Here is a 24,797-nt window from a genome sequence, read left to right as displayed (position 1 = left end):
GCGACCTGTTGTGCTCAGAAGCGGTAGCCGACGTTGATCATCATCGCCGCCGTGCCGAGCAGTACCACTTCCGCGCCCACCGGGCCCAAATGCGCACCAACTGAAGGGACGATTGCCGGGGCGATCCCCAGGTGGTTCAGCGGGATCTTGTCCTGATAGTCATCCTTGTAGCCGTAGATCAACCCACCGGTGAGCTTGGCGTACACTGGCCAGGTGTCGTTTTCCCAGGTTTTTCCCACGTAGCCGTAATACGAGCGTTGATAGAATGAGTTACGAAATGTCGTGATTCCCCAGAGGGTCGAATCCGCATAATTGCGTTCCAGGCCGATCAGCTCCTGGTTGTTGTTGTGTTCGGGGTCGTAGCTCCAGTGTTTGGTATAGGCACTGGTCTGCAGGTACCAGAAGTCTTTCTTTTCTGCCGCCATGCTGGTGCCGCACACGGCCAGCATCAGCAGCGGTACACCCAGCCGTCTGGCATAACGAGAGGCGGGTTTCAGGCGGCGAGGGCAAGGCAAGGCCGGCCTGAGGAGGGAGGCGGTAGCTGGAATCATCGCGGTTCCTTGCGCGTGAAGCCTGTCTGGGACAAGGCAGCGCGGTTGTTGATCGCCGAGCAGAGAGCGTCGCATTTCACTCTAGCGCGACCGCTTGATTACGCCACTTCAGTGCGTTTGGCGATCACTTGTGCCGTAGCAGTTCACAGCGCCGTTTTTCCAGGTTGAGGTTCTGTTTTGCCAGTTCTTCGGCCAGCTCCGCCAAGCGTCTTTCACCGTAAGCGATGACGGCCTCTTTCGAGGGGTACAAGTCCTCGATGTGGTAGTTGCGACCGGCTTCGGTGCAATCGTACGCACTGCCAATGTAGCCCCTGGCGACCAACTCTATCTCCAGGGGCTGAAAGCTGCGTGTCAGCAGCCAGGCTTTATAAGGGTAGGTTCTCTCGTTCATACCTGTGTTCTGGGTGTCAGGCCAGCAGGTCTTCGTAAAATGCCCCATAAGGCTTTTCGGGGTGGGCAATCTGGATTTCAAGGATCCACAGGCCGGCATTCGGGCAGCGCTCGAAATCCCCCAGGTCGCCTCCCCGGTAGATCGCATGCGGGAAATCGCTGACACGGTGGCCCTTGATGTTCAGGTTCAAGCGCCAGCCCATGGCCTCGGCTTGCTCCTCGGCGTAGCGATAGAGTTCCTGCCCCGCGACGCGCTCATTGGCCCAACGCTGTTGCACCGTGTCGAACAGCGTTTTGGCGGCAGCGGCGCAGGCCACCATTTGCGCATCCGTACCGGTGGTGAAGGTTGCCCCGGCGTCGCCCTCGTGCCCGTGCCATACCGCACCCATGTCGATGAAGAAAATATCGTCTTCACCCAGCACCGGGTCACCCTCGGAGCGCTCCTTGAACATCTTCAGGGTGTTGCTGCCAAAACGCACCAACAGCGGATGCCAGATGCGTTGCATCTCCAACTCGGCGAGCACCTGTTTGCCCAGTGCAATAGCCTCGGACTCGCGCATGCCGGGACGGATCAATGCCGACAGCGTGTCGATCGCACGCCAGGTCATGGCTTGCGCGTACTTCATGGCCTCGATGTCGTAGACCTCGCCCACGGCTTCCTTGGCTTGTGCGTTCATGCAGGGCTTCCTTTCCTGATAAGGGTGTTTCGCTATATTAATATCTATATAGCGCTGGGTGCGACGGCTTTTTTGGCCAGGTGCTCGAAGTGTCTATCTGCCTGATGCAAGTCAAGCGCAAGTGGGCACGTTGGCCTAGAGTGAAACAACGACCTCCACCCGTTAAGGTGTTTGAACATGAGCAGATCACTCCCCGTTGTTGGTTTGGCGTTGTTACTGGTCAGTTGTGGTGTCGGCGCGCAAACGCCGCCTGACGCAGACCAGCAGTGGCAGCAGCACATGACCGAAATGCGCACAATGCACGAACGCTGGATGGCCAGCAAAACCCCTGAAGAGCGTCAGGCAATGATGAAGGCTCACCAGCAGGCCATGGGTAACGGCATGTACGAAATGGGCGGCTGCATGGGCGGTGGCAAAATGATGGGGGGGATGAACCAGGGTTCGATGATGAACCAAGGCCCCATGATGAACCTCGACTCCGTGGAAAAAGTCGACAAGGCCATTGCACACATGGAGCAGATGATCGAGCAACTGCGCAAGCATCGGGAAATGCTTTCCAAGCCGTGAGCCTAGACCGTCGGCCAGTGTTCACATACCCTGACGCCGACGTTTACCGAGCCACCTGTTTCCTATGATTGCCCACCTCGCGATATTCCTTTGTACCCTGACGGCCATGGAAGGTGTCGGCTACCTGGCGCACAAGTACGTCATGCATGGCTGGGGCTGGTTTTTGCACCGGTCCCATCATGAAAAACACCTGGGCGCCCTGGAAACCAACGACGTTTACCTGCTGGCCCTCGCACTGGTGGCCGTCGGCCTGATCGCAGAGGGCAACGCCGGCCATGACCCGCTGCAGTGGATCGGTGCCGGCGTAGCAGCGTTTGGTGTGATCTATATCGTCATCCATGACGGCATCGTGCACCGCCACTGGCCGGTGCGACCCAGGCCGCGCCATCCATACCTGAAGCGGCTGTACCGCGCCCACCTGATGCACCACGCGATAAAAGGCCGGAAAAACAGCGTGTCGTTTGGGTTTCTCTATGCCCCGCCAGTGCGGCGGCTGAAACAGCAACTGCGCGAGCGACACCTGAATGGCAAAGCGTTGACCTGAGACCAGGTTTCGTTTGCTGGATACGTTACTGTCGGCCATGCAAAGTGGCGGGCCGAAAATGCGACCCACTACGAACAGCGTTATTCACGGGAGAAAACCTGAAGGGTTGCTCAGGGAGAGCAGCGTATCGACCTTATGGCGTATTACAGAGTTCAGACATGATAAAACAACAAGAATCAAAGAGCAGGGATGCCATCCTCAAGCGGCTGGCCCGCGTCGAGGGGCAGGTTCGCGGCATCCAGGCAATGATCACGCGCGGTGATGAGTGTGAAGCGGTTGCCCAGCAGTTTAGTGCGGCACGCAAGGCCCTCGACAAGGCCTATCAGGAAATGTTGGTGTGCCTGGTGGAAGACGCGATCCTCAGCCCTGAACAGAGCAATCAGGAAAAACTCGCCCAGGTTCGCGCCATCTTTACCAAGTACACCTAAGCCACGGCTTGAACACGGGCTTGCCAGAGGATGGCATAGCCCAGCCCCATCAGCAGCCATCCCAGCAGGGGATGGAAGACACTGCGCCACAGCCGGCTTTGCGGGTCAAAACCCACCCCATGAATGAAGCCGCTGGAGATACCCAGCATGCTCAGCATGATCAGCCGGTGACTGTAGTGGCCATCGGCGTCCAGCATCACCGCCGGGTGGATCAGGAAAATCAACGTCAACGGTGTCGCCAGCAGCAGCGACACAGCGCGGCTGTAACCGCGCTGTAGCCAAGGACGGGGCTTACTGGTCACCCGTCACCTCTTCATCAAGGTTCTGGTGGGTTTCCAGCCACAGGGCGTTGATGATGCCGAAGCTGCAGGCCAACAGTACGCCGAGTATCCAGGTGAAGTACCACATGATGTTCTCCTTGCCGCGTTGGGCGGCGGGTGTGCTGTTCGGCGCAAGGCAGACCTGCGCCGAACAGGCTCGGATCAATACAGCCCGTGAGGGTTGGCTTCGATGGTCTTGTTGGTCAGGCGTCCCCACATGCGGGTGTAGCACCACAGTGTGTAACCCAGGATCAGCGGCACGAAAATGCACGCCACGATGAACATGATGCCCAGGGTCTTCTGGCTGGAGACCGCGTCCCATACCGTCAGGCTGGAGGCGGCATCGAGGCTCGATGGAAACACGAACGGGAACAGCGCAAAGCCGGCGGTGCAGATGGTGCCGACAATCGTCAGGCTACTGCCGAGGAAGGCCACGCCCGCGCGGTTCAGTTGGGCACCGAGCAGGGCCAGCAACGCGCCGGCAAAGCCCAGCACCGGGGCGATGATCGTCAGCGGGTAGTGGCTGTAGTTGGCCAGCCAGCCGGCGTTACCCACCGCCACCTGTTTGCTCAGCGGGTTGATCGCACCACCGGTGTTGAGCCCATCGGCCAGGGTCAACCCAGGAATCGAGGCTACCAGCCAGGCGCCCGCACCGGCAAAGGCCGTCAGGTACACCAGGGCGCACAAGCGGGTGGCCACGCGGGACCGTGCATGCAGATCGGCATCGGTACGCAGCATCAGCCAAGCCCCGCCGTGCATACTCAGCATGCTCAAACTGACCACGCCAGCGAGCAGGGCGAACGGGTGCAGCAAACCGAAGAACGAGCCTTCGTAGCTGGAGCGCATCAACTCGTCGAGGCGGAACGGCAGGCCCAGAAACAGGTTGCCGAAGGCCACGCCAAACAGCAGGGCCGGTACGGCGCCACCGGTGAACAGGGCCCAGTCCCAGGCGTTGCGCCACTTCTGGTTTTCCAGCTTGCTGCGGTAGTCAAAGCCTACCGGCCGGCAGAACAGGGCAAACAGCACCAGCAGCATGGCCCAGTACAGCCCGGAAAACGCCACCGCATAGACCATCGGCCAGGCGGCGAACAGTGCGCCGCCGGCGGTGATAAACCACACCTGGTTGCCATCCCAGTGCGGCGCGATGGTGTTGATCGCCACCCGCCGCTCATTGTCGGTTTTACCGACGAAGGGCATCAGTGCCATGGCGCCCATGTCGAAGCCGTCGGTCAGGGCGAAGCCGATCAGCAGCACGCCAACCAGCACCCACCAGATCAGCTTGAGGCTTTCATAGTCGAACATGGTTGTCTCCTCAGGCGGCGGCCGGCTGCTGTTGTTCGAAGTGGTAACGCCCGGTGTGCAGGCTGGACGGGCCGAGGCGGGCGAACTTGATCATCAGGTACATCTCCACCACCAGCAGCAGGCTGTAGAAGGCGATCAGCGCGGTCAGCGAACCCCACACGTCGCCGGCCGACAGGCTGGAAGCGGACAGGTGGGTGGGCAGCACCTCGCCGATGGACCAGGGCTGGCGGCCATGCTCGGCCACGTACCAGCCGGTCTGCGCGGCGATCCATGGCAGCGGCAGGCTGAGCAGCGCCCACTTCAGCAGCCAGGGCTTGCGCTCCTCGTTCTTGTGCGCCGAGGCCCAGAAGGCGCAGGCGAACAGCGCCAGCATGAGGAAGCCGCAGGCGACCATGATGCGGAAGGTCCAGAACAGGCTGAACACGTTGGGGATGGTGTCCAGCGCGGCTTGCTTGATCTGCGCCTCGCTGGCGTCCACCACCTTGGCGGTGTACTTCTTCAGCAGCAGGCCGTAGCCAAGGTCCTGCTTGACCGCCTCGAACGCGGCAATGGTCGCGGCGCTCTTGTCGCCGCCACGCAGCTGCTCCAGCAGCGCGTAGGCCTGCATGCCGTAGCGGATGCGCAGCTCATGCTCGGCCACCAGCTGCTTGATGCCCTTGACCTCGGTATCCAGCGAACGGGTGGCGATCAAGCCCAGCGCGTAGGGAATCTTCACCGCGTAGTCGGTACGCATTTCCTCCTGGTTGGGCAGGCCGAACAGGGTGAAACCGGCCGGCGCGGGGTGGGTTTCCCACTCGGCCTCGATGGCCGCCAGCTTGGTCTTCTGTACGTCGCCGATCTCGTAGCCGGACTCGTCGCCCAGCACGATGACCGAGAGGATCGAGGCCAGGCCGAAGGCAGAGGCGATGGCGAAGGAGCGGCGGGCGAAGCCCAGGTCACGCTTCTTCAGCAGGTAGTAGCTGGAAATCGCCAGGACGAAGATCGCCCCGGTGACATAGCCGGCCGCCACGGTGTGGACGAACTTGACCTGCGCCACCGGGTTGAACAGCAGGGCGCCGAAGTCGGTCAGCTCCATGCGCATGGTTTCGTAGTTGAACTCCGCGCCGACCGGATTCTGCATCCAGCCGTTGGCGATCAGAATCCACAGCGCCGACATGTTCGAGCCAATCGCTACCAGCCAGGTCACGGCCAAATGCTGCACCTTGGACAGGCGGTCCCAGCCAAAGAAGAACAGGCCGATGAAGGTCGATTCGAGGAAGAACGCCATCAGCCCCTCGATGGCCAGCGGCGCACCAAAGATGTCCCCCACATAGTGGCTGTAGTAAGCCCAGTTGGTGCCGAACTGGAATTCCATCGTCAGCCCGGTGGTTACCCCCAGAGCAAAGTTGATCCCGAACAGCTTGCCCCAGAACTTGACCATGTCCTTGTACACCTGCTTGCCGGTCATGACATAGACCGACTCCATGATGGCTAGCAGAAACGCCAGCCCCAGGGTCAAGGGCACAAACAAAAAGTGGTACATCGCGGTGACTGCAAATTGCAGGCGCGACAGATCGACTACGGATTCCGAGATCATCTCGGTTTCTCCTCGGTGAGTTGCGAAGGGGGTGGCGTGCCGAATAGGTGGGCGTCGAAGCGCGCACTGCCGTTGACCGGCACCGTTGGTTCACTGAACCAGATGGCTTTTATGCTGAAGAGGATGACCAGCTTGACCACGAGGATGATGCCAATTTCCCGCACCAGCGGGATTCGCCATGGGGACTTGGGGGCATCGTTGGGCACGCTGTGACTCCGAGGTCGATCAGGCGGGCATTGCGACGACGTTCGAGGGGTAAACCTGGCGCCATCCAGCAATGTCTGCTGAGGAGTTTGGCGAGTGTTCCGGGGCTCAGAACACTCATGGCGCAATGCTACGTTATACCCGCGGGGGTATGTAAGGCGCGACCATTGACGCAAGTCAAGGCCACGCCAAGTAGTGCCCAAACAGGGCAAAAAAACACGGATTGCTCGGCCACTACTGCGCGCGTAAGCCTGCCAGCGGTTTGCGCCCGCCATGGATCAGCAGATGAACCACCAGGCCCGCGACCAGCCCCCAGAACGCCCCACCGACACCCAGCAAGGTGACATTGGCTGCGGTGGCCAAAAAGGTAATGAGGGCGGTCTCGCGGGTTCGGGCATCCACCATGGCATTGGCCAGGCTGCCGCCAATTGCGCCCAGCAAGGCCAAGCCCGCCAGGGTGGTGACGAAGGTGCGCGGCAACACCATGAACAGCGTTGCCAGGGTGACGCCGAAAATACCGACCATCACATACAGCGCGCCACACACCAGCCCGGCGATGTAGCGCTTGGACGGGTCCTCGTGGGCATCCTTGCCCGTGCAGATGGCTGCGGTAATCGCCGCCACATTGAACGCGTGCGCGCCGAACGGGGCCATCAGCAACGAACCCAGGCCGGTGACGGTGAGGATCGGGTTGGCGCTGGTCTTGAAACCGTCATTGCGCAACACCAGCATGCCCGGCATGTACTGCCCGGTCAGGGTGATGACAAACAGCGGCAGCGCCACACCCAGCAGCGAACCCAGCGAGAACTGCGGCACTTCAAACACCGGTGCGGCCAGGCTCAACTGCAGTTGCTGCACGTCGATTCTGTCCTGGGCCAAGAGCAGGGCCAGGCCGATCAGCAGAATGCCGACCACGGCAAAGCGCGAGGTGAAGCGGCGCAGCACCGCATAGGCCAGCACCAGCACAATCACCAACAGCGGGTCGGCGCTGGCGCCGCCAAACGCATTCACGCCAAACTGCAGCAGAATGCCCGCGAGCAGGCCTGCGGCAATACCGCTCGGAATCCAGCGCACCAGTCGCTCAAACGCACCGGACAGGCCCAGCACGATAAAGCCGATTGCCGACAGCATGTAGGCACCGATTACCTCGCCATACGGCGTGAACGGCATCACCGTCGCCAGAAAGGCCACACCCGGCGTAGACCAGGCGGTAATGATCGGCTCACGGTAGCGGTAGCTCAGCCAGGCGCCGGTCACGCCGACGCCGATACTCACCGACCACACCCAGGACGCCGTTTGCGCCGCGCTGAGTTGGGCCAGTTGCGCCGCCTGAAACACCAGCACGAACGTGCCGCCATAGTTCACGATGACTGAAATCAGTGCCGCAATGCTGGGGGATACAAGGTCGCTTGCGCGCAGGCCGGTTGTTGATCGAATCACGCGGGGGTTCCTTCCTGATGGGCTGACAACAGCAGGGAAGCACGTGCCGCATTCCCCGCCGAGTGAGGGAGGAGCGTAGCGCCTGGCTGGTGGGCCCGATCAGTCCAGTTAGCCCACGGCAACCAGACCACATCGGGCCAGCAGCAGGGCGGTAAACGGCTAGGTGATGGCCTTGACCAACCGTTGTATCGCCGTCTCGATTTCATGCGGGGTCAGCGCGGCAAACCCCAGCAACCAGCCGCCGACCGCTGGCGGCGTGGCGTACAGCCGGCTCAGCCCGGGCAACAAAATACCGGCCCTGGCCGCTTGCCGGATGGTCTCCGGCTCCGACCAGCCCTCGGCCAGCACACACGGCATGTTCAAGCCGCCCGGTGGCAGGCGCGCCGTGACGATAGGCGAGAGGTGGCGCTCCACCGCATCGGCCATCGCTTCACGGCGTACCGCATAGATTTTGCGCATGGCGCGAATGTGCGCGCCAAAGTGCCCGTCCTCGATAAAGCGCGCCAAGGTCAACTGCGCCAGTTGCGGGGTGTGGCCGTCGAGGATGCTGCGGGCGTAGCTCATGGGTTTCACCAGTTCCTGCGGCAGCACCATGTAGCCCATGCGCAAACCGGGGAACAGCGACTTGCTGAACGTGCCCAGGTAGATCGTCCGGTTGTACTTATCCACACCCTGCACGCAGGCCGTTGGCAAGCCCTCGTAATGGAACTGGCTGTCGTAATCGTCTTCGATGATCCAGCCCTGGCGCTCGGCCGCCCAGGCGGTCAGTTCCAGGCGCCGCTCCAGCGCCAGCGTGGCGCCGGTGGGGTACTGGTGCGATGGCGTCACATACAGGGTGCTGGCGCCGCTGGTGTCGGCGTACAGCCTGTCAGTGCGCAAGCCTTTCTCATCCACCGGCACCGGCACAATCTTCAACTGCGCCAACTCAAAGGCCTTGCGTGCGCCGAAGTAACCGGGGTCTTCCATGAGGATGGGTTTACCAGCATCGACCAACACCTGTGCACACAAGAACAGCGCTTGCCGGGTGCTGCTCAACACCAGCACCTGGTCTGCCGTCACCTTGGCCCCGCGCTCCAGGTTCAAGTAACCGGCGATGGCCTGGCGCAGCGGCTCGGCCCCTTGTGGGTCGCCATGTAACAAGGCGCTGGGGCGATAGTCCTTCAAGGCCTGGCGCTGCAGGCGCTCCCAGATGTTCATCGGGAAGGTACGGGTTTCCGGCAGCCCGGTTGCGAACGCCTTGACCTCCTGCTGATCGGCGACGCCGCCACTGGCCAGAATATCTGCACCCCGCGCACTGAGCGCCACGGCGCCATCCGCACGGGGCGGCAACCCGGCAAGGTTCGCCTTGCGCGTGCGGGTGCCACGCAAACTGGGCCCGATCTTCTCGGAGACGAAACTGCCAGAGCCTTCACGGCGAACGATATAGCCGTCCAACTGCAACTGAACGTAGGCCATCTCGACCGTGTCACGCGAGACACCCAACGACTGTGCGAGCGTGCGCGTGGCCGGCAGGCGCGAACCGGGTGCCAGCACACCGTCCAGAATCAACTGGCGCAGCGCACGCTGCACGCGTACACGCAGTTCCAGGGGCGCCAACTTCGGGTCGGCAATGCGGATCTTGAGCGTATCCAGCTCGAAATTGTGGGGCATGTGGTCCGTCAACCGCGCAACGCTATTCCTTGATAAGCCGGCCATCTTGGTGCGAGCGCACGGCGATGTCCATGACGAACACCACCGTGCCGTGCTGGCCCTGAGCGTTACAGCGCCATGCGGTACTCAATAAAGCCGGAGTTCTCAGCCACCCAGTTGTACAGCTTCTGCGCCCGCTTGTTGGTGTTGTGAGTGTGCCAATACAACCGCGCACACTGCTGTTGCCGGGCAAAGCGCTGCACCCACTCGATCAACAACTTACCGGTACCGCCACCCCGAATCGTCGGGGCTACGTACAAGTCTTCGAGGTAGCAGAAGTTATCCACCGACCAGGTTGAACGGTGCAACACCGCATTCACAAAACCGACCAGTTCATCACCCTGCACCGCAACGGCCGAATACACCGGCTCGTTCGGGTCGAGCATGCGCTGGAAGGCCATGCGCGTGGTTTCCTCGCTCAACGCCACCTCATAGAAATCCTGATAGGCCAGCCACAGCGGTAACCACTGTTCATAGTCGCTGCTTTGCACTGCACGTACCGTTACTGCGGTTTGCTCATTAGCCATTGCACTCACCTGCTACACATCAAGGTTGAATCGGGAAGACGTGCAGGGTAGAGCCATCAACCGCTGCCAAACCGACCACTTTACAGCGCCTGGGCAGGCCAATTACCCCCTATGGGCAACGCCTGCCCGAAGCCCACCTCAATCCACCCCATGCTCCGCCAGCGCCTGGCTTACATCGTCGGTTAGCGCCTTGGCCATCTCCCCCAAGTACCACGCCGACCACGCTGCCTGCGCGGAACCCTCGCCCATGGCGATATCCAGCGCCAGCGTGTTGGCGCACTTAAGCAGGTTCGAGGCGTATTCAAGGGCGAGGGCAATGGGGATATCAGGATTGACGCGGAAGAGGTGGTCATCCTGGCCGTAACGGCCGAAGGTGGTGGTGCCGGTGGTTTTCAGGTTTTTGAGGTTGGGCATGAGCGGCTTTCCATGTAATGCGGTATCACGGACACATCAGAGCGCCCGCAACCGGATAGTGGGTTACGCCTATTTTTCTCAAGCCGCCAAGCTTGGGTCGCTGATATGCAGCGATGTGGGGCAGGGTAGCGTGGTGTTGTAGATGGGACAAGTGAGAGGCTTGGTGAGTCGGGGGATGGAGTGAATAGCGATTCGATTTGCGGGGTATGGGGGACCTGTTTCTGCTGTCGGTAGTAGATTTTTTGATGTTCTATTTGGGGTAGAAGCCCTGCGTGGCGGACTGCTTTCGGCCATAAGCTGCCCGTCGAAATCCATGAAACGGGGTAGGCCAGCGAACACTTGGGAACGACGCAAGCTCGCTTTGGCGAGCAGCTGCTAGTCAGCCCCATGCGTTTTTCTACGCCACGGCCCTTTGTGCAAAAAGCGTTTCGACCATAAAGTCGATGAACACGCGAAGCTTCGGAGCAAGATGCTTGCTCGACGGCCACAGTAGACGGAACGTGCCTTGGTGTTCGACATGCGCGTCCAGCACCGAAACCAGCTCGCCCCGTTCGATGGCCTGTCGCACCATAAAGTCCGGTAGGCACGCGATGCCCAAGCCCGCGATGGCCACGTCCATCAACGCCCCAGTGGTGTTGCACACCATTGAGGCCGGCAGCGTCCATTCCGGCGCGTCTTCGCCGCGCGCCAACGGCCAAGCCTCGAACTTTCCCGTGGAGGGAAACTTGTGCTGTAAGCAGACATGGTGCCCCAAGTCAGCGGGAACCTCGGGCGATCCTTGGCTCGCCAGGTAGCTGGGCGATGCGACTAATTGCAGGCGGTAGCTTCCGAGCGGCCGCGACATGAGGCGCGAATCGGTCGGTTCGCCGGTACGCATCACCACGTCGAAGCCTTCATCAATCACGTCCACCAGCCGATCTGAGAAATCCACGTCCAGCTCAATAGCTGGATAGCGATGCATGAAGGCCGTCAGCGCGGGCATGACCAGCATTCCGACCAAGGGCAGGCTGATGCGCAGCCGACCCTTGGGCGCTTGCTGGGTTTGGGACAGCTCAAGCTCGGCCGCCTCGGCTTCACAGAGAATGCGCCGGCAGCGTTCCACGAACAGGCCACCTTCGGCGGTCAGCGTGATGCTGCGCGTACTTCGGTGGAACAGGCGCACGCCCAGCCGTTCCTCCAGCCGGGACACGCTTTTTCCCACGGCTGACGATGATATCCCTATGTTGCGCCCAGCCTCGGAGAAACTGCGGGTATCCGCTGCCTGCATGAAAATCGCGATGCCGCTCAGCCACTCCATCGTCGCGCCTATCTAGGAAAATTAGTCCGATATGTTCTGAATATAAGCATTATGGTTTTATAACGGAAATAACAACAAGATGACTGCCCACATTCACTTCGTGCCGGTTCCGTGCCATTGAGTCCGCAATCGACACCCGAAAAGGCAGTCCTATGGTTCGTTCAACAACAACTCTTGGCTGTGGCGCGCCAAGCGCACACCTTCCCGTCACATCACTGCTGGCCCTAGCGCTGGCCGGCTTCGTCACGATCCTAACGGAAGCCTTGCCGGCGGGTTTATTACCTCAGATCAGCGCCGGCTTGGGAGTCTCCGAGGCACTAGCCGGGCAGCTCGTAACCATCTATGCCATCGGTTCGCTGTTAGCGGCGATTCCTTTGACCGCCGTCACGCAGGGCGTGCGCCGCCGCCCGCTGCTGCTGGCGGCAGTCGCGGGCTTCGTGGTCGCTAATACCGTGACCACGTTTTCCGACAGTTATGTGCTGACGATAGTTGCACGCTTCCTGGCGGGTGTATCGGCCGGACTGCTTTGGGCGCTGCTGGCCGGCTATGCGGCGCGCATGGTGCCCGAACATCAAAAAGGCAGAGCCATCGCCATTGCGATGGTTGGCACGCCATTGGCACTGTCGCTTGGCGTGCCGGCTGGAACCTTCCTTGGGAATTTGGTGGGCTGGCGGACTTGCTTTGGCATCATGAGCGGGCTGGCACTGGTGCTCATGGTATGGGTGCGCGTCAAGGTGCCGGACTTCGCCGGGCAGGCAGCGGGCAAGCGGTTGTCGCTGGGTCATGTGTTTACTGTGGCTGGTGTGCTTCCGGTGCTTTTCGTGGTGTTGGCCTTTGTGCTGGCGCACAACATCCTCTACACCTACATCGCGCCGTTCCTGACGGCAGCGGGTATGGCCGAACGGACGGACTTGGCGCTGCTGGTGTTCGGCGTCGCCTCCCTGCTGGGAATCTGGATCGTCGGCGTGCTGATAGACTGCCATCTGCGTACGTTGACACTCACCAGTACGGCCTTGTTCGGCCTGGCGGCGATGGCACTCGGCGTAGCTGCTGATGCACCGACAGTGATTTATGTTGCGGTGGCCACCTGGGGCCTGGCCTTTGGCGGCGCGGCAACTCTGTTCCAGACTGCCATTGCTAAGACTGCTGGCGACGCGGCCGACGTTGCGCAGTCAATGCTGGTCACTGTCTGGAACATGGCAATCGCGGGCGGCGGCATAATCGGTGGCGTCCTGCTGGATCGCCTTGGCGTGGCCGCATTCGCGCCTGCGCTGCTGGTGCTGCTGGCGGCCACACTGGTTGTTGTATGGGCAGCAAAAGATCATGGTTTTCCTGCGTCTCCGAGATAAGCTGCGACCTACGATCCAGCAGAAAAGACGGAGCGCTTGTTGGCCTGTTCTGTCCGGCATCACCGGCAGCTCTTGGCCGATTGCTTCCCTTCACGAGAGACCGCTTTGGGTCTGTTGCTGTCCTTCACGATAGGCAGCTTCTGGCCGACAGATGCCCACCGTGAAAAGCAACTGTGGGGCAATTCAATACGCCGCATGAGCAAGTCCTTGCTGCAAACCGGCAATGGTAAATCACCCGTTTGATTGGCGAGTCGCTATCAGGCTCGCTAGCCTTGGCCAGGGGCGTTGTGATTTAGCTGCGATTGTGTGTATCGCCACGACTTCGTCTTTTCGTGGTGGTGCCACGCGCAGTTGGGGCTACTCAGTAAGCTCACGCTCAGAAACCCGTTGATCAGATGAGGTGGCGCTATGAACAAGGCAGTCTTTGCCGCGCTGGCCATTACGGTACTTGCGCAATCACCGGCTTATGCCATCAGCGAAAAGTATCGTAAGCAGTTGGAGCAGTCGGGTTGCACCCAGATGAGCGAGCTTCAGGGGTGCGATATCACCAAGAGCAAGGCTGAAAATGCCAAGGCGGGGTTTGGTGAGCCCGCAGCACCGGCAGCAGACAGCACCAAAAGCCAGACCCCATATGCCGGGCAGTGGGTTGCTAAAAGTGCTTCAGGTGCGACGGTTGCCACCATTCGTATCGATGAAAAAGAGCATGTTTGGGTGAACGGCAAACCGGTCAAAGCCAAACGCACCGATGGCGGGCTGCAATTTCGGGCTGGCACGATCCTATTCATGATTCAGGGGGATCGGCGGCTGAAGGATGAGGATTACTGGACGGATAGTGATGCCGGGACCAAAGGCCTTATTCAGGCCGAATGATGGCGGGGTTTGCAGCCCTCTGTGCGCACTGGCCACTTCTCACTGATCAGAAACGTTCGTCAAGAATCGCTGGCAGTGCCCAAGCGCACGAGCTGTACGACGTCGAGCACCGGGATCAGGTGGCCCAGGCGCAAAAGGTCACCTCTGGCCGCCCGCTTTTGCTCGACGCGCGTCTTCGTCGTCCTGGAGGGGATTAAGTCAATTTTCGCGGTAGATACCTTCATTCAGGCGTTGATCGCTTGGGGTTGCCCGATTGCAGATCAGGATGCCTGTGATGATCAGGGCGCCTCCTATCAACATCGGACTCGTCAGTTGCTCACCGAGCAACAGTGCGCCCAGCAGAACGGCGGTTAGCGGGTTAAGAGCAATGAACACCCCGGAGCGTGTGACGCCGATTGTCTGGATGCCCTGGTAGTACCAGATGTAGGCCAATGCGGAACCTATTGCACCCAGGTACAGCAGGCTAAAAAAGTCGCCTGTGGATAGCGCACTCACTGAAGCAAAATTGAATTGCCCTGTAGCGGTGGCTGTCGCCGTCAGCATCGCTGCGCCAGCCCAGATGGAGTAGGTCACTGTATGTAAGGAGCCAATTTCGTTGACTATGGTTTTGCAGAACACGCTATAGACCACCCAGCTCAATACGCACCCGAAAATTAAGGCATCACCGCGCCAGTCGCTGTTCTCCGCAAGAAAGGTGTTTGGTGATTTACTGAAAATCACCGCTGCCGCACCCATAAGGCAGAGGCCTATTCCGGAGGTCTTCGTAATCGTGAGTTTTTCCCGGTAAAAGAGGAAGGAAAAAAAGGCCATTACTGCTGGGTTGAGGGCGACGATCAGTGAGGCCCGGGATGCGGTGGTGTAATGGAGCCCATAAAAGAAGAAAAGGTTGTAGGTGTATATGCCGCAGAATCCAAGGCCAAGTATTTTCACCAGTTGAGATCGGTTGATCTTGATAAACATTGTTCTGGAGAAAATCAGGAATAAGGTAAGCGTAGCGCCAGCAAGCATGAACCTCAGGCTTGCCGACAGCATTGGTGGGGTGTCGGAAGAAATGTAGCGACCCGCAACAAACGTTCCGCCCCAAATGATCGCCACCAAGGATAGCTTGAGGTACGTGAGGCTGTCGGACGCAGGTGTTCTTGCTTTTGATTGAAGGCGCATGATGTAAGCCTGACGTCAGAGTATGGAGGTGGACTTGAATGTGTATGAGTTATCTAGAGCCTGAAGTCTCGGGTTGACCTCGTTAACGTAGTTGCCGGTAATGGCCTCAAACACCGATAGTGTTTGTTTGGATGGTTCTTTAATTTCATTCCTGAGTGCGTATTGGCCAGCCATTCCATACGAAGCCAAGAGTGGTCCATTGATCTCTGGCCATAGCGCCGATACGCCTTCAGTTTTCCATTGAGCGCCCATAAAAATCTCCTTGATTACTGCGATGTCAAAAGGCGCCTAGGCCTATCTCGTTATGCTTCAGTGTTCTATCCTTATGCTGAATTGGGCTCATATGGAAATGAGTGATTACTCATGGTTGTGCGATGACGCTGACTCAGCTCGAAATTTTTATCGTCGTCGCCGGGCGACGTGGGTTCACGCTGGCGGCTGCCCAACTGGGGATCTCCCAGTCAGCGGTGTCTCATGCCATCAGGGCGCTTGAGCAGGAGCTGGGCGTTGAGTTGCTTTTTCGGCACCAGGGCCAGGTCGAATTGACGGACATTGGGGCAAGGTTGCTCCAGCGCGCTCAATCGATGCTCGGGCTGGCTGATGCAATTCGACAAGAAGCCTCTGATGCGCGGAGCATGAAGCTGGGCACACTGCGCATCGGTTCATTTGGCCCCACGTCATCACAACGATTGCTGCCGCGAATCCTTGCCGACTACCGCAGGATCTATCCTGGTATCGAGGTACATGTGGACGAGGGGCCCGACCGCCAGGTCGTTCAGTGGCTATTGGATAGGCGAGTGGACGTTGGGTTCGTTGCCCTGCCGGAGGCCCAGTTCGATACCTGCCCGTTGATCGAGGACCAAATGGTTGCCTTGCTACCTTGTGGGCACCGTTTGGCGGCCAAGGAGGCGGTGACGTTGAATGACTTGTGTTCAGATCCGTTCGTACTGACAGAAGCCGGTTCGTCTGAGTTGGTTTCGCGACTCTTTGTGGCCGCGAGATTGAACCCCAGAATCCGCTATAGAACCTCTCAGCTAATGAGCACCTTGGCTGCAGTGGCGCGGGGCGATGCTGTGACGGTAGTAGCCGAATCCGCCTTGCCTGAGCGTGATGCCTCTCAGTACCTCACGAAAGTGCTCGACCCGGCAGTCAGGCGACATGTTGGGATTGCCGTGTTGGACAAGAGCCAATCGTCGCCGGCAGCCCGGGCTTTCATTGCCTTGTCTGTGAAGATCTTTCGCAATCAAGTGGTTTGACCTCATGGGCACGCAAGAACCATGGAATCTCCCACAGAACATGCAGTGTTTTGCATGGATCCCTGTGGGAGTTGGCTTGCCAACGATGCAGGCGCCGTGGACGGGTTGACACCCCGCTGACGCTATCGCAGGCAAGCCTGCATCCCACGCGTTGCGCTTACACCTTCGCGGTCACGCCTTGCAGGGCTGTGCGCTTGTTCATCAGCCAGTAGTAACTGAGTGCCGGGAACACCAGGCCGACGGCCCATGCCAGGTCAACGCCTTGCAACGCGGCGGCAATCGGCCCGGCGTAAAGCGAGGTATTCATGAACGGTACTTCAAGCAGGATGGTGCTCAGAAACACGCCGATGGCGATCCAGTTCACCCGGCCATAGATACCCTTTGGCTCGAAGATGTCGGCAATCTGGTAAACGCCTTTGCGCAGCGCGTAGTAGTCCACCAGGTTGATGGCCGTCCAGGGGATGAGGAAGTAGCTCATGAAGAAGATGAAGTTCAGGAAGAACTGGATGAAGTCATCTTGAGCCAGTGTGCATAAGCCGGTGGCGGCGGCGCAGATGATGAACATGAACCCGGCCCGTGCGCGGGGCGTGACTTTCAGCGGGGCGAACGGTTCGATCACCGTGACGGTCGACATGAACGCGCCATAAAGGTTGAACACGTTGATGGCGACCTGGCCGTACAGAATGAACGCGAACATCAGCAGCGTTCCACCGCCGAGCAGCCCCACCAGGTTCAAGCCCACATTGTCTGCAAAGCCGGCCATGGCCTTGGCCAGTACGGCACCGAGCAGCATCATCCAGCTGCCGCCGATGACAGTGCCCAGGTAGCTGTACCAGAACACGTGCCGGGTCGGGGTGCTGGTGGGCAAGTAGCGGGAGTAGTCCGCCACATACGGCGCATAGGACAGCTGCCAGGTGACTGCAATGCTGACCGAGGCCAGGAAGCTTGCCAGGTGGAAGCCCTGTGGTGACCATTGCTCAGGCGCCACCGGAAGCGCAAGCGCCAGCAGCGTAGCCGTACCAAACACGCCGATGGAGATAAACGAGAGGGCCTTCTGCAGGCGATGGATCAGTTGGTAGCCGAACAGGGCGACCAAAAAGCACAGTACGCCGAGCAGGACGATGTTGCCCTCGTTGCTGAGCGGGCTCGTGGTGGCGACGGCCTGGGCGGCGAGCAAGGTGTTGCTGACGAAGAACCCCAGGTAGATGAGCATGACGAACAGCAACGGCACTATTGCGCCGAATACGCCGAACTGGGCTCGGCTTTGGATCATCTGTGGAATGCCCAGCCTCGGCCCCTGGGCGGAATGCGAGGCCATGAAAATCGCGCCGATCATGGAGCCCAGCAGGATGGACAGTGCGCTCCAGAACAGGTTGAGCCCCAGGCTGATCGGCAGCACACCCGCAGCAACGGTGGTGATGTTGGCGTTGGCGCCGAACCAGACAAAGAACAGTGAGCGGGGCTGGCCGTAGCGCTCATGTTCTGGAATGAAATCAATGCTTCTGTTTTCTATTTTCATGGCAGTCTCCGCGTTCAGCAGTCACGGGCAAGGCGGTTTTCGAAGCTGTGGATCGCTTCGACGAACGCTTCGGGGTGGAAGGCGAGGTGATCAGGTTCGAGTGTTCGCACCGAAGACGCCGGTTGGTTTTGCCAATGGCGAAGGAGATGCGCGGTGGAATAGATTTCCAGCCCGTAAATCCAGTTGGAGAGGATCAGCAGCGATGAGTAATGCGCTGCCAGCGTCGTTGCCGTGCAGGCATCTGAAACGAGGCTGAGCTGGAAGTCATGTTGGTAGGCATCGAACAGGCTGGTCATCACGCACACATCGGTCAGCACGCCAAACACCACCAGGTGGCGGATCCCCCGGCTGTGTAACATCTGGGCCAGCCGGGTGCCATGAAAGGCGCTGTAGCGGTGCTTGTCGATCACCACATCGCCGGCCTGTGGGGCCAACGCGTCGATGATCTCAATAGCAGGCGTACCTGCCAGGTAACTGGTCGGCTTGCCGTGCTCGTCCACGGGCTCTCCGGGGGCCAAGTCCCGGCCTTGCGCATCGTTGACGTGGCGGGTGTAGAACAGCGGGATACCCAAGCCACGGGCGGCGTCGATCAGCGAGGCCGCGTTGGCGACTACGTGGTCAAATCGTTCTAGTGCAAAGCCATCTTCTTTCTGCAAGTCGATAACAAGCACTGCGGTTGTGTTGGTCATCAAGGTCTTCCGGGTGCAGGTCTCCAGGAACGGGCGATTGAAGCCGTTTCCAGGGAACCATCGGATGAAGGGCCGCAGCACACCGGCAGGGCGGGCGCTACGGTAATGATCGAGAAGAACTCTCGTCGGGAAGACCGATCAGACTATCTGCCAGAAACCATTCTGTTTGGCCGCAACGCAGGCCGGTAGGCGTTTGAGCATGACCCGCAATGGCGCTGCTGCGCGGCGGAGAAAACCTCTCATGGCACCGGTTGGCAACGCACGCTCACGCCCACAGGCCTTCTGCCAATGACAGGCATGGGTTTTGCCAGTGGGTAATGAGCGATTGGCCATTTGAGGTGTGTCTCGGATGGATTGCCAGAAGGTTCAGCAATATCCGGGCCAGGGATGATGGAACTCTGTAAGGCGCGTTCTTGAGCGGTTGCGTTTTCAGGTGTTACTAGTGGTATGTGGGATACCATAATACTGTGCTACCAGGCGTAGCATCCGTTCGGTATCCCGCTTCTTTCTGAAGCAGCTGCTTCGCCCTCTTTAAATACCCCATAGGCGCCTCGCGCGGCCTGATAGCCGCGCGAGGGCAATGCCCCTTTTGAACCTAAGCCTCCCAGCCCGAGCCACTGAGCGCCGCCTGCACCAAGGGGTGCAAGTCCGCGCCTTTGTGCGCCGTCTGCCAGGCCAGCAATTCCTTGCGCATGGCGGGCGTCCAGAACATCTGCAAGTGATTACGCACGCCGAGCACGGCCTGTTGCGGGTCGGGTTCGCTGGCGAAGTACTGCGCTATCTGGTTGGCCATCTTGATCAGGTTGGCAGTGCTCATCGGCGTCCCTCGGTGTGTGTGCCGGCGGTGCGAGCCTGGCGGCGTTCTTCGAGCAAGCGCTGTTGTTCGTCACTGAATTCCTGATAACGCTTCTGCCACTCGGAAGGGTGGTAGACGCGGCTGACTTCCACGGCGGTGACCTTGTACTCCGGGCAGTTGGTGGCCCAGTCGGAGTTGTCGGTGGTGATGACGTTGGCCCCCGACTCTGGGAAGTGGAAGGTGGTGTACACCACGCCTGGCGCTACCCGTTCAGTCACCCGTGCACGCAGTACGGTCTGGCCGGCGCGGCTGCCGATGCCTACCCAGTCACCTTCGTTGATGCCACGGCTTTCGGCGTCGGTCGGGTGGATTTCCAGGCGGTCTTCTTCGTGCCAGGCGACGTTGTCGGTACGCCGGGTTTGGGCGCCGACGTTGTATTGGCTGAGGATGCGCCCGGTGGTCAGCAGCAGCGGGTAGCGGTTGTTGACCTTTTCCTCGGTAGGCACGTAGCCGGTGAGCATGAAGCGCCCCTTGCCGCGCACGAATTCCGTGATGTGCATGGTGGGCGTGCCGTCCGGTGCCTCGGCGTTGCACGGCCATTGCAGGCTGCCGTGGCGGTCCAGGGCGGCGTAGCTGACGTTGCTGAAGGTCGGCGTCAGGCTGGCGATTTCATCCATGATTTCTGACGGGTGCTGGTAGTGCATCGGGTAGCCCAGGGCGTTGGCCAGGGCCATTGTGCCTTCCCAGTCAGCCTTGCCACCCAAAGGTTCCATGACCTTGCGCACCCGGGAGATGCGCCGCTCGGCGTTGGTGAAGGTGCCGTCCTTTTCCAGGAACGAGCTGCCCGGCAGGAACACGTGGGCGAACTTGGCGGTTTCGTTGAGGAAAATGTCCTGCACCACCACGCACTCCATGGCTGACAGCGCTGCGGTGACGTGCTGGGTATTGGGGTCGCTCTGGGCGATGTCTTCGCCTTGGCAGTACAGGCCCTTGAAGCTGCCACCCAAGGCGGCCTCGAACATGTTGGGGATGCGCAGGCCGGGGTCCGGTTGCAGGGTGACGTGCCAGGCCTGTTCGAACTGCGCCCGTATCACCTCGTTGGAGATATGCCGGTAGCCGGGCAACTCGTGGGGGAAGGAGCCCATGTCGCAGGAGCCCTGAACGTTGTTCTGCCCACGCAGCGGGTTCACGCCCACGCCTTCGCGGCCGATGTTGCCGGTGGCCATGGCCAGGTTGGCGATGCCCATGACCGCCGTGCTGCCCTGGCTGTGTTCGGTGACGCCCAGGCCATAGTAGATCGCCGCATTGCCGCCCGTGGCGTACACGCGGGCAGCCGCACGGATGTCGGCAGCCGCTACGCCGCAGACGGGGCCAAGGGCTTCCGGCGAGTTTTCCGGGCGGCTGACAAACTCGCGCCAGCGGGCAAAATCGCTGCCCTCGCAACGGGCGTCGATAAAGGCCTGGTTGAGCAGCCCCTCGGTGACGATGACATGGGCCAGGGCGTTGAGCATGGCCACGTTGGTGCCCGGGCGCAGGGCCAGGTGCAGTTCGGCGCGGGCATGCACCGAGTCCACCAGGTCAATGCGTCGTGGGTCGATGACGATCAGCCGTGCGCCTTCACGCAGGCGGCGCTTGAGCTGGGAGGCGAACACCGGGTGGGCGTCGCTGGGGTTGGCGCCGATCACCAGGATCACGTCGGCTTGCATCACCGAGTCGAAACTCTGGGTGCCGGCGGATTCGCCAAGGGTTTGTTTCAGGCCGTAGCCGGTCGGCGAGTGGCAGACCCGCGCACAGGTGTCGACGTTGTTGTTGCCGAAGGCGGCGCGCACCAGTTTCTGCACCAGGTAGGTTTCTTCATTGGTGCAGCGGCTGGAGGTAATGCCACCAATGGCGTCGCGGCCGTATGTTTGCTGCAGCCGGCGGAATTCGCTGGCGGCGTAGGTCACTGCCTCATCCCAGCTGACTTCCTGCCAGGGGTCGTTGATGTGCTTGCGGATCATCGGCGTGGTGATGCGATCCGGGTGGGTGGCGTAGCCCCAGGCAAAGCGCCCTTTGACGCAGGAGTGGCCGTGGTTGGCCTGGCCGTTCTTGTCTGGAACCATGCGCACCAGTTGGTCGCCTTTCATCTCGGCGCGGAACGAGCAGCCCACACCGCAATAGGCGCAGGTGGTGATCACACTGTGTTCGGGTTGACCCTGTTCGATCACGCTTTTTTCCATCAGGGTCGCGGTGGGGCAGGCTTGCACACAGGCGCCGCAGGACACGCATTCCGAGTCGAGGAAGTTCTCGCCACCGGCTGCGGCAACCCGGGACTCGAAGCCGCGCCCGGTAATGGTCAGGGCAAAGGTGCCCTGGGTTTCTTCACAGGCGCGTACGCAGCGGTTGCAGACGATGCACTTGCTCGGGTCGTAGTCGAAGTAGGGGTTGGAGGTGTCTTTCTGGTCGGCCAGATGGTTGGCGCCCTCATAGCCGTAACGCACCTCGCGCAGGCCGACCTGGCCGGCCACGGTTTGCAGCTCGCAGTTGCCGTTGGCCGAGCAGGTCAGGCAGTCCAGCGGGTGATCGGAGATGTACAGTTCCATGACGTTGCGGCGCAGGGTCGCGAGCTTCGGCGTCTGGGTGTGCACGCTCATGCCTTCACTGACCGGCGTGGTGCAGGACGCCGGGTAGCCGCGCATACCGTCGATTTCCACCAGGCACATGCGGCAGGAGCCGAAGGCTTCCAGGCTGTCGGTGGCACACAGTTTGGGAATGGTGGTGCCCATCAGTGCTGCGGCGCGCATTACCGAGGTGCCTTCGGGCACGCTGATGCTGCGGCCGTCGATCTTCAGGGTGACCTGCACCTGGCTGTCGCGGGCCGGGGTGCCGAGGTCGATATCGGTGTTCGGGTCGAAGAGCGTGATCATTGGTCGGCCTCCGAGGGCTGCAGACCGAAGTCGGCGGGGAAGTGCTTGAGGGCGCTGGCCACGGGGTAGGAGGTCATGCCGCCCAGCGCGCACAGGGAACCGTACTGCAGGGTGTCGCACAGGTCCTTGAGGATGATCACCTGCTCATCGCGACCGCGCTGGTCGGGTGCGGCCAGCAGGCGGTCGATCACCTCCACGCCCCGGGTCGAGCCGATGCGGCAGGGGGTGCATTTGCCACAGGATTCCTCGGCGCAGAACTGCAGGGCGAAGCGCGCCATGTGGGCCATGTCCAGGCTGTCATCAGCCACCACCACACCCCCATGGCCGAGCATGGCGCCAATGGCAGCGAAGGCTTCGTAATCCAGCGGCGTGTCGAACTGCCCGGGTGGCACCCAGGCGCCGAGCGGGCCGCCGACCTGGGCGGCCTTTAGTGGTCGGCCACTGGCGGTACCACCACCGTAGTCTTCCACCAGCTCCCTGAGGGTCAGGCCAAAGGCCCGTTCCACCAGGCCGCCGTGACGAACATTGCCCGCCAGTTGGAAGGGCATGGTGCCCAGGGAGCGGCCCATGCCGTAATCGCGATAGAACTGCGCACCCTTGGCCAGAATCAGCGGCACCGAGGCCAGGGTCAGCACGTTGTGCACCAGGGTCGGCAGGCCGAACAGGCCCTGCAAGGCGGGAATGGGGGGCTTGGCACGGACGATACCGCGCTTGCCTTCGAGCGAGTCCAGCAGCGCGGTTTCTTCACCACAAATGTAGGCGCCGGCACCGACGCGCACCTCCAGATCGAAGGCCAGGCCGCTGCCGCCGACATTGGCGCCGAGGTAACCGGCAGCCCGGGCGATATCCAGTGCCTCGCGCAGTGTGGCCACGGCCTGTGGGTACTCCGAGCGCACATATATGTAGCCGTAGCTTGCCCCGACGGTGAGACCGGCAATGGCCATGCCTTCGATCAGCAGGAAGGGGTCGCCTTCCATCAGCATGCGATCAGCGAAGGTGCCGGAGTCGCCTTCGTCGGCGTTGCACACCACATACTTCTGCGCCGCCTGAGTGCCGCGCACCGTGCGCCACTTGATGCCGGCCGGGAAGGCTGCGCCGCCACGGCCGCGCAGCCCCGAATCGAACACCACGGTCGCGGTCTGCTCGCCACCCAGGGCAATGGCCTGGGTCAGGCCTTCAAAGCCACCATGAGCCCGGTAATCGTCCAGGGACAGCGGCCGGGTAATACCGGCGCGGGCGAACAGCAGGCGCTGTTGGCTTTTCAGATAGGGCAACTGCTCCACCAGGCCCACGGCCAGCGGGTGGGTGGACGGATCGCCGTGCAGCGCATCGAGCAGGGAGGGCACATCGGCAGCGGTCAGCGGGCCGAAGCCTATTCGGCCTTGCGGGGTGTCCATTTCCAGCAGCGGTTCCAGCCAGTACAGGCCACGAGCGCTGGTGCGTTGCAGGTCCAGCGGCAGGTTGCGCTCCCGGGCCTGCGTGGCAAGGGCGGTGGCTACCGCATCGGCACCCACGGCACGGGCAAGCGAATCACAGGGCAGGTAGAGGCGCGGCATCATGCGTCCTCCTGGCAAGCATCGAGCAGAGTATCCAAGCGCTCGGCATTGAGCCGCGCATGCACCTGGCCATCCAGCTCCAGGGCTGGCGAGCAGGCGCAGGCGCCAAGGCAATACACCGGGCGCAGGCTGATGTTGCCGTCAGCGCTGCTGCCGTGGTCGTCCAGTTGCAGGCGTTCGCGCAATTGCGCGGCGAGCTGCTCGGCGCCGCGACTCTGGCAGGACTCGGCCCGGCACAGGCGCAGGATATGCCGGGCCGGCGGCGCGGTGCGAAAGTCATGGTAGAAGCTGATGACCCCACGAACCTCGGCCTGGCTCTGGTTGAGGGCATGGGCAATCTCGGGGACAGCGGCATCGGGGATGTAACCGATGCTTTCCTGAATCTCATGAAGAATCGGTAACAGTGCACCGGGGACGCCTTTGTGGCGCTCCAGCAGACGGGTGACCAAAGGCAGGTGCAACATCTCATCAGGCATACAACATTCCTCACGGTCACGAGCAAACCAGACGGTTGTCGATTGTCCGAGAGTGTCGGCTGCGGCACTCACACCACGTCACGGCAGCGTGGCATGTTCAGGCCGTTGGCCAGGCACCCTGAGCGGGCATCTTGTTGGGCCCCGTGCGGTCTTTGCCGCACCTGTTCAGGGCATAACGGGCAGCTTGCCACGCCGCTGTTGATTCATCTGCACCAAAGCGACGTGCTCTGTTCTTTCTGCGACTACCTATTGAGTCTAGAAGAGCACGGCCCGGTGTGTCGTTGCTGGAGGGC

General features: G+C 60.9%; 27 protein-coding genes. 6 read left to right on the top strand and 21 right to left on the bottom strand.

Features of this window, described 5'->3' with window-relative positions; all coding sequences use genetic code 11:
• Window positions 1-14: 14 nt before the first annotated feature.
• The 3 genes from EKA13_RS08120 to EKA13_RS08110 form a co-directional block, all read right to left on the bottom strand.
• Complete coding sequence (locus EKA13_RS08120; protein ID WP_371917184.1) at window positions 15-551, bottom strand: sn-glycerol-3-phosphate transporter; 537 nt, start codon at window positions 549-551, stop codon at window positions 15-17.
• A gap of 124 nt (window positions 552-675) precedes the next feature.
• On the bottom strand, window positions 676-942 hold the full coding sequence (locus tag EKA13_RS08115) for a hypothetical protein (protein ID WP_065758877.1): 267 nt from the start codon (window positions 940-942) through the stop codon (window positions 676-678).
• Between the two features lie 16 nt (window positions 943-958).
• Window positions 959-1,618, bottom strand: coding sequence for a M24 family metallopeptidase (locus tag EKA13_RS08110; protein WP_065758876.1), 660 nt, complete (start codon window positions 1,616-1,618; stop codon window positions 959-961).
• 177 nt (window positions 1,619-1,795) lie between these two features.
• On the opposite strand from EKA13_RS08110, the gene EKA13_RS08105 reads away from it, so the two are divergent.
• From EKA13_RS08105 to EKA13_RS08095, 3 genes are all read left to right on the top strand, one after another.
• Complete coding sequence (locus EKA13_RS08105) at window positions 1,796-2,185, top strand: hypothetical protein (protein WP_065758875.1); 390 nt, start codon at window positions 1,796-1,798, stop codon at window positions 2,183-2,185.
• Between the two features lie 64 nt (window positions 2,186-2,249).
• The gene (locus EKA13_RS08100; protein WP_065758874.1) at window positions 2,250-2,729 is read left to right on the top strand and encodes a sterol desaturase family protein; all 480 of its coding nucleotides are present in this window, start codon (window positions 2,250-2,252) and stop codon (window positions 2,727-2,729) included.
• Window positions 2,730-2,887: 158 nt separating this feature from the next.
• Window positions 2,888-3,157, top strand: a complete 270-nt coding sequence (locus EKA13_RS08095) for a metal-sensing transcriptional repressor (protein ID WP_065758873.1) — start codon at window positions 2,888-2,890, stop codon at window positions 3,155-3,157.
• On the opposite strand, the gene EKA13_RS08090 is transcribed toward EKA13_RS08095, so the two are convergent.
• The 10 genes from EKA13_RS08090 to EKA13_RS08045 all read right to left on the bottom strand — a co-directional run bounded on the left by EKA13_RS08090 (window position 3,154) and on the right by EKA13_RS08045 (window position 11,926).
• On the bottom strand, window positions 3,154-3,459 hold the full coding sequence (locus EKA13_RS08090) for a cyd operon YbgE family protein (protein WP_065758872.1): 306 nt from the start codon (window positions 3,457-3,459) through the stop codon (window positions 3,154-3,156). The two genes, EKA13_RS08095 and EKA13_RS08090, sit on opposite strands and share 4 nt — an antisense overlap.
• Window positions 3,449-3,565, bottom strand: coding sequence for a cytochrome bd-I oxidase subunit CydX (gene cydX / locus EKA13_RS08085; protein WP_065758871.1), 117 nt, complete (start codon window positions 3,563-3,565; stop codon window positions 3,449-3,451). The genes EKA13_RS08090 and cydX overlap by 11 nt, the downstream gene beginning before the upstream one ends.
• A 74-nt stretch (window positions 3,566-3,639) precedes the next feature.
• Window positions 3,640-4,779, bottom strand: a complete 1,140-nt coding sequence (cydB, locus tag EKA13_RS08080) for a cytochrome d ubiquinol oxidase subunit II (protein WP_065758870.1) — start codon at window positions 4,777-4,779, stop codon at window positions 3,640-3,642.
• A gap of 10 nt (window positions 4,780-4,789) precedes the next feature.
• Window positions 4,790-6,355 carry a cytochrome ubiquinol oxidase subunit I gene (locus EKA13_RS08075; RefSeq protein WP_065758869.1) on the bottom strand — a complete coding sequence of 522 codons (1,566 nt, stop codon included), beginning with the start codon at window positions 6,353-6,355 and terminating at the stop codon, window positions 4,790-4,792.
• A complete protein-coding gene (gene cydP, locus EKA13_RS08070) occupies window positions 6,352-6,561 on the bottom strand; it encodes a cytochrome oxidase putative small subunit CydP (RefSeq protein WP_065758868.1) in 210 nt (69 codons plus the stop codon). The genes EKA13_RS08075 and cydP overlap by 4 nt, the downstream gene beginning before the upstream one ends.
• Before the next feature lie 232 nt (window positions 6,562-6,793).
• Complete coding sequence (locus tag EKA13_RS08065) at window positions 6,794-7,999, bottom strand: benzoate/H(+) symporter BenE family transporter (RefSeq protein ID WP_065758867.1); 1,206 nt, start codon at window positions 7,997-7,999, stop codon at window positions 6,794-6,796.
• A 159-nt stretch (window positions 8,000-8,158) separates the two neighbouring features.
• On the bottom strand, window positions 8,159-9,649 hold the full coding sequence (gene pdxR / locus EKA13_RS08060) for a MocR-like pyridoxine biosynthesis transcription factor PdxR (RefSeq protein ID WP_065758866.1): 1,491 nt from the start codon (window positions 9,647-9,649) through the stop codon (window positions 8,159-8,161).
• A gap of 107 nt (window positions 9,650-9,756) precedes the next feature.
• The gene (locus tag EKA13_RS08055; RefSeq protein WP_065758865.1) at window positions 9,757-10,215 is read right to left on the bottom strand and encodes a GNAT family N-acetyltransferase; all 459 of its coding nucleotides are present in this window, start codon (window positions 10,213-10,215) and stop codon (window positions 9,757-9,759) included.
• A gap of 138 nt (window positions 10,216-10,353) precedes the next feature.
• Window positions 10,354-10,629: a DUF3077 domain-containing protein gene (locus EKA13_RS08050; protein WP_065758864.1), complete on the bottom strand. Its 276-nt coding sequence runs from the start codon at window positions 10,627-10,629 to the stop codon at window positions 10,354-10,356.
• Between the two features lie 397 nt (window positions 10,630-11,026).
• Entirely contained in the window at window positions 11,027-11,926 is a 900-nt protein-coding gene (locus tag EKA13_RS08045) for a LysR family transcriptional regulator (RefSeq protein WP_065758863.1), read from the bottom strand.
• 152 nt (window positions 11,927-12,078) lie between these two features.
• Between EKA13_RS08045 and EKA13_RS08040 the strand changes: the two genes are divergently transcribed.
• Complete coding sequence (locus EKA13_RS08040) at window positions 12,079-13,275, top strand: MFS transporter (protein ID WP_065758862.1); 1,197 nt, start codon at window positions 12,079-12,081, stop codon at window positions 13,273-13,275.
• A gap of 408 nt (window positions 13,276-13,683) precedes the next feature.
• The gene (locus EKA13_RS08035; RefSeq protein WP_065758861.1) at window positions 13,684-14,145 is read left to right on the top strand and encodes a hypothetical protein; all 462 of its coding nucleotides are present in this window, start codon (window positions 13,684-13,686) and stop codon (window positions 14,143-14,145) included.
• Window positions 14,146-14,343: 198 nt separating this feature from the next.
• On the opposite strand, the gene EKA13_RS08030 is transcribed toward EKA13_RS08035, so the two are convergent.
• Both EKA13_RS08030 and EKA13_RS08025 read right to left on the bottom strand, forming a co-directional pair.
• Complete coding sequence (locus tag EKA13_RS08030; protein ID WP_065758859.1) at window positions 14,344-15,306, bottom strand: DMT family transporter; 963 nt, start codon at window positions 15,304-15,306, stop codon at window positions 14,344-14,346.
• 15 nt (window positions 15,307-15,321) lie between these two features.
• A complete protein-coding gene (locus EKA13_RS08025) occupies window positions 15,322-15,558 on the bottom strand; it encodes a hypothetical protein (protein ID WP_065758858.1) in 237 nt (78 codons plus the stop codon).
• Window positions 15,559-15,680: 122 nt separating this feature from the next.
• On the opposite strand from EKA13_RS08025, the gene EKA13_RS08020 reads away from it, so the two are divergent.
• Window positions 15,681-16,562, top strand: a complete 882-nt coding sequence (locus tag EKA13_RS08020) for a LysR family transcriptional regulator (protein ID WP_065758857.1) — start codon at window positions 15,681-15,683, stop codon at window positions 16,560-16,562.
• 157 nt (window positions 16,563-16,719) lie between these two features.
• Here EKA13_RS08020 and EKA13_RS08015 read toward each other — a convergent pair whose 3' ends face one another.
• The 6 genes from EKA13_RS08015 to EKA13_RS07985 all read right to left on the bottom strand — a co-directional run bounded on the left by EKA13_RS08015 (window position 16,720) and on the right by EKA13_RS07985 (window position 24,504).
• Complete coding sequence (locus EKA13_RS08015; protein WP_065758856.1) at window positions 16,720-18,081, bottom strand: purine-cytosine permease family protein; 1,362 nt, start codon at window positions 18,079-18,081, stop codon at window positions 16,720-16,722.
• 14 nt (window positions 18,082-18,095) lie between these two features.
• Window positions 18,096-18,770 (bottom strand): cysteine hydrolase family protein, encoded by a 675-nt coding sequence (locus EKA13_RS08010; RefSeq protein ID WP_065758855.1) that lies wholly within the window; start codon window positions 18,768-18,770, stop codon window positions 18,096-18,098.
• Between the two features lie 595 nt (window positions 18,771-19,365).
• Window positions 19,366-19,587, bottom strand: a complete 222-nt coding sequence (locus EKA13_RS08000; protein WP_065758854.1) for a formate dehydrogenase subunit delta — start codon at window positions 19,585-19,587, stop codon at window positions 19,366-19,368.
• The gene (fdhF, locus tag EKA13_RS07995; RefSeq protein WP_065758853.1) at window positions 19,584-22,472 is read right to left on the bottom strand and encodes a formate dehydrogenase subunit alpha; all 2,889 of its coding nucleotides are present in this window, start codon (window positions 22,470-22,472) and stop codon (window positions 19,584-19,586) included. The genes EKA13_RS08000 and fdhF overlap by 4 nt, the downstream gene beginning before the upstream one ends.
• Window positions 22,469-24,031, bottom strand: a complete 1,563-nt coding sequence (locus tag EKA13_RS07990) for a formate dehydrogenase beta subunit (RefSeq protein WP_176717407.1) — start codon at window positions 24,029-24,031, stop codon at window positions 22,469-22,471. The genes fdhF and EKA13_RS07990 overlap by 4 nt, the downstream gene beginning before the upstream one ends.
• Window positions 24,028-24,504, bottom strand: a complete 477-nt coding sequence (locus EKA13_RS07985; RefSeq protein ID WP_065758852.1) for a formate dehydrogenase subunit gamma — start codon at window positions 24,502-24,504, stop codon at window positions 24,028-24,030. The genes EKA13_RS07990 and EKA13_RS07985 overlap by 4 nt, the downstream gene beginning before the upstream one ends.
• Window positions 24,505-24,797: the final 293 nt, after the last annotated feature.

This window comes from Pseudomonas defluvii, assembly GCF_001695625.1.
Classification (GTDB): domain Bacteria; phylum Pseudomonadota; class Gammaproteobacteria; order Pseudomonadales; family Pseudomonadaceae; genus Aquipseudomonas; species Aquipseudomonas defluvii.
This window is presented reverse-complemented; position numbering and strand designations above follow the sequence as displayed.

What these genes read in the sequence shown, in the direction of transcription:
- EKA13_RS08015 (WP_065758856.1), bottom strand. Translation starts at nt 18,081, where the DNA reads ATGAAAATAGAAAACAGAAGCATTGATTTCATTCCAGAACATGAGCGC.
- EKA13_RS08040 (WP_065758862.1), top strand. Translation starts at nt 12,079, where the DNA reads ATGGTTCGTTCAACAACAACTCTTGGCTGTGGCGCGCCAAGCGCACAC.
- EKA13_RS08010 (WP_065758855.1), bottom strand. Translation starts at nt 18,770, where the DNA reads ATGACCAACACAACCGCAGTGCTTGTTATCGACTTGCAGAAAGAAGAT.
- EKA13_RS07985 (WP_065758852.1), bottom strand. Translation starts at nt 24,504, where the DNA reads ATGCCTGATGAGATGTTGCACCTGCCTTTGGTCACCCGTCTGCTGGAG.
- EKA13_RS08030 (WP_065758859.1), bottom strand. Translation starts at nt 15,306, where the DNA reads ATGCGCCTTCAATCAAAAGCAAGAACACCTGCGTCCGACAGCCTCACG.
- EKA13_RS08110 (WP_065758876.1), bottom strand. Translation starts at nt 1,618, where the DNA reads ATGAACGCACAAGCCAAGGAAGCCGTGGGCGAGGTCTACGACATCGAG.
- cydX (WP_065758871.1), bottom strand. Translation starts at nt 3,565, where the DNA reads ATGTGGTACTTCACCTGGATACTCGGCGTACTGTTGGCCTGCAGCTTC.
- EKA13_RS08095 (WP_065758873.1), top strand. Translation starts at nt 2,888, where the DNA reads ATGATAAAACAACAAGAATCAAAGAGCAGGGATGCCATCCTCAAGCGG.
- pdxR (WP_065758866.1), bottom strand. Translation starts at nt 9,649, where the DNA reads ATGCCCCACAATTTCGAGCTGGATACGCTCAAGATCCGCATTGCCGAC.
- EKA13_RS08115 (WP_065758877.1), bottom strand. Translation starts at nt 942, where the DNA reads ATGAACGAGAGAACCTACCCTTATAAAGCCTGGCTGCTGACACGCAGC.
- EKA13_RS08035 (WP_065758861.1), top strand. Translation starts at nt 13,684, where the DNA reads ATGAACAAGGCAGTCTTTGCCGCGCTGGCCATTACGGTACTTGCGCAA.
- EKA13_RS08100 (WP_065758874.1), top strand. Translation starts at nt 2,250, where the DNA reads ATGATTGCCCACCTCGCGATATTCCTTTGTACCCTGACGGCCATGGAA.
- cydB (WP_065758870.1), bottom strand. Translation starts at nt 4,779, where the DNA reads ATGTTCGACTATGAAAGCCTCAAGCTGATCTGGTGGGTGCTGGTTGGC.
- EKA13_RS08105 (WP_065758875.1), top strand. Translation starts at nt 1,796, where the DNA reads ATGAGCAGATCACTCCCCGTTGTTGGTTTGGCGTTGTTACTGGTCAGT.
- EKA13_RS08120 (WP_371917184.1), bottom strand. Translation starts at nt 551, where the DNA reads ATGATTCCAGCTACCGCCTCCCTCCTCAGGCCGGCCTTGCCTTGCCCT.
- EKA13_RS08075 (WP_065758869.1), bottom strand. Translation starts at nt 6,355, where the DNA reads ATGATCTCGGAATCCGTAGTCGATCTGTCGCGCCTGCAATTTGCAGTC.
- EKA13_RS08025 (WP_065758858.1), bottom strand. Translation starts at nt 15,558, where the DNA reads ATGGGCGCTCAATGGAAAACTGAAGGCGTATCGGCGCTATGGCCAGAG.
- EKA13_RS08000 (WP_065758854.1), bottom strand. Translation starts at nt 19,587, where the DNA reads ATGAGCACTGCCAACCTGATCAAGATGGCCAACCAGATAGCGCAGTAC.
- EKA13_RS08050 (WP_065758864.1), bottom strand. Translation starts at nt 10,629, where the DNA reads ATGCCCAACCTCAAAAACCTGAAAACCACCGGCACCACCACCTTCGGC.
- EKA13_RS08045 (WP_065758863.1), bottom strand. Translation starts at nt 11,926, where the DNA reads ATGGAGTGGCTGAGCGGCATCGCGATTTTCATGCAGGCAGCGGATACC.
- fdhF (WP_065758853.1), bottom strand. Translation starts at nt 22,472, where the DNA reads ATGATCACGCTCTTCGACCCGAACACCGATATCGACCTCGGCACCCCG.
- EKA13_RS08020 (WP_065758857.1), top strand. Translation starts at nt 15,681, where the DNA reads ATGACGCTGACTCAGCTCGAAATTTTTATCGTCGTCGCCGGGCGACGT.
- EKA13_RS08055 (WP_065758865.1), bottom strand. Translation starts at nt 10,215, where the DNA reads ATGGCTAATGAGCAAACCGCAGTAACGGTACGTGCAGTGCAAAGCAGC.
- EKA13_RS07990 (WP_176717407.1), bottom strand. Translation starts at nt 24,031, where the DNA reads ATGATGCCGCGCCTCTACCTGCCCTGTGATTCGCTTGCCCGTGCCGTG.